3 protein-coding genes and 1 pseudogene are annotated in these 2,121 nt (G+C 69.8%); 1 reads left to right on the forward strand and 3 read right to left on the reverse strand.

What is annotated here, in order from left to right; all coding sequences use genetic code 11:
• The coding region (locus BGN95_RS10300; protein WP_286772550.1) for an EamA family transporter at nucleotides 1-458 on the reverse strand (458 nt) is incomplete at its 3' end.
• A gap of 62 nt (nucleotides 459-520) precedes the next feature.
• Here BGN95_RS10300 and BGN95_RS10305 point away from each other — a divergent pair.
• Nucleotides 521-1,591 carry an alkene reductase gene (locus BGN95_RS10305; protein WP_286772551.1) on the forward strand — a complete coding sequence of 357 codons (1,071 nt, stop codon included), beginning with the start codon at nucleotides 521-523 and terminating at the stop codon, nucleotides 1,589-1,591.
• Nucleotides 1,592-1,611: 20 nt separating this feature from the next.
• On the opposite strand, the gene BGN95_RS10310 is transcribed toward BGN95_RS10305, so the two are convergent.
• Both BGN95_RS10310 and BGN95_RS10315 read right to left on the reverse strand, forming a co-directional pair.
• Nucleotides 1,612-2,007 (reverse strand): hypothetical protein, encoded by a 396-nt coding sequence (locus BGN95_RS10310; protein WP_286772552.1) that lies wholly within the window; start codon nucleotides 2,005-2,007, stop codon nucleotides 1,612-1,614.
• A gap of 1 nt (nucleotide 2,008) precedes the next feature.
• Nucleotides 2,009-2,121 (reverse strand): annotated as a pseudogene (locus BGN95_RS10315) (6,7-dimethyl-8-ribityllumazine synthase); the annotation flags it as partial.

Below are 2,121 nucleotides of genomic sequence, written 5' to 3' on the forward strand. Positions count from 1 at the left end.
GACCGCCCAAGCAGCACCACCGCCCCGACCAGCGCGAGCAACAATGCGGCGCCCTGCGTGCGGGTCGGCCAGGCGCGCGCGACGATGAAGCCGTAGATCGGGAAGATCAGCGAGGCGTTGTTGCCGAACAAGGTGGCGTTGGCGAGCTTGGTGTGGTGGATCCCGACATGCCAGGTGGCGAGATCGCCGGCGAACAGCAGCCCCGAGGCGAACAGCACCCAGCCGAGCCCGCGGCTCTGCGCGAATGGCCGGCTACCGGTGGCGCGCGCGAGCAGCAGCAGCAACGGCGCGGCGAGCGAGATGCGCCAGAATCCGGCGGCGACCGGCCCGACATCCGCCATCCGCACGAACCACGGGCCGAACGCGAGCGCGACATTGCCGCCGATCAGCGCGGCGAAAGCCAGCGCGGATCGGCTTGGCGCGGCAATAGCTTTTCTTGTCGGCGTCGCCTGATGCATGCTGCCCCTTAACCGCCTATCTGCGTCGCGTCAGGTAGCAAAGCGCAACTGAAAGGGAATCGATGCCCACTCTGTTCGATCCGATCAAAATCGGCGCAATCGACGCGCCCAATCGTATCTTCATGGCGCCGTTGACGCGCACCCGCGCCACCGAAGGCCATGTGCCGACCGAATTGATGATCGAATATTATCGCCAGCGCGCCGGCGCCGGGCTGATCATCAGCGAGGCGACCGGGATCAGCCGCCACGGGCTGGGCTGGCCGCATGCGCCAGGGCTGTGGCTCCCGAGCCAGGTCGAGGCGTGGAAGCCGGTGACCGAGGCGGTGCACCGCGCCGGCGGGCGGATCTTCGCGCAGCTCTGGCATATGGGGCGGCTCGCGCGGCCCGACGTCACCGGGATGCAGTCGCTCTCCTCGGGGTCGGCGCGGGCGCCTTATGCGGTGCCTGAGAAGAATCCCTATGACGTGCCGCGCCCGGCGACACTCGACGACCTCCGCCAGGTGGTCGACGATTATGAATCCGCCGCGCGCAACGCGATCGCCGCCGGGTTCGACGGGGTGCAGATCCACGCCGCCAACGGCTATCTCATCGATCAATTCCTGCGCGACGGGGTCAACGATCGCGACGACGATTACGGCGGGTCGCCCGAGAACCGCATCCGGCTGCTGCGCGAAGCGACCGAGCGGGTGATCGCGACGGTCGGCGCGGCGCGCACCGCGGTGCGGCTGTCGCCCAACGGCGACACGCAAGGCGCCGACGACAGCGATCCGGCGCGCGTCTTCATCCCCGCGGCGAAGATGCTGAGCGATCTCGGCATCGCCTTCCTCGAATTGCGCGAGCTCTCGCCCGAGGGGACGTTCGGCAGCAGCAGCGTGCCCAAATTGAGCCCGCAGATCCGCACCGCCTTTGCCGGGCCGCTGGTGCTCAACCAGGATTATTCGCTGGCGGGGGCCGAGGCCGATCTCGCGTCGGGCGTGGCGGATGCGATCAGCTGGGGGCGGCTGTTCATCGCCAATCCCGATCTGGTCGAGCGCTTCCGCGACGGCGCGCCGCTCAATACGCCCAACCCGAAGACCTTCTACGACCGCGGGCCGGAGGGCTATACCGACTATCCGGCGCTCGAAGCGGCGTGAAACCGCGCGACCGGTGGCGCTTACCCCTGCTCGTAGCGATCGAGCCAGCGGGTAAGTCGCTGCCGCGTCGTGCGGCGCGGCCCGTTGCTGGCAAGGATCGCCAGCGGTGCCAGCGCCACCCACGGCTGCCACACCGCCAGCATCACCCAGGCCATTGCAGCAATCATCGCGACCAGCCGCAGCCGACCGAGACGGTCGCGCGCGGCGGCATCGAACGCGATCCGGCGCGGCGCCTTGTCGTCGTAGAAGCGTGCGGTGGTGAACGAGCCGTCGACGCGGCCTTCGCGGCGCGGGCGACGGGCCTCTCTCATCGGCTGGCCGCCGGGCACGGCGCCGGTGACGCGCGTATCGATCACCTCCAGCCGGCGGCCGCGCTCCACCACGCGATAGCGCGATGGAGGCGGCTCGGTCGGCATGTCAGGCGAAGCGGTCGCGCAACTTCAGCATCGCCAGCGCCGCGAGCGCCGCGCCGCCGCCCTTGTCGAGCTGGCCCGGATCGGCGCGGCGGATCGCCTGCGCCTCGTCCTCGG

It is taken from the genome of Sphingomonas sp. 66-10, assembly GCF_001897045.1.
GTDB classification, from domain to species: domain Bacteria; phylum Pseudomonadota; class Alphaproteobacteria; order Sphingomonadales; family Sphingomonadaceae; genus Sphingomonas; species Sphingomonas lycopersici.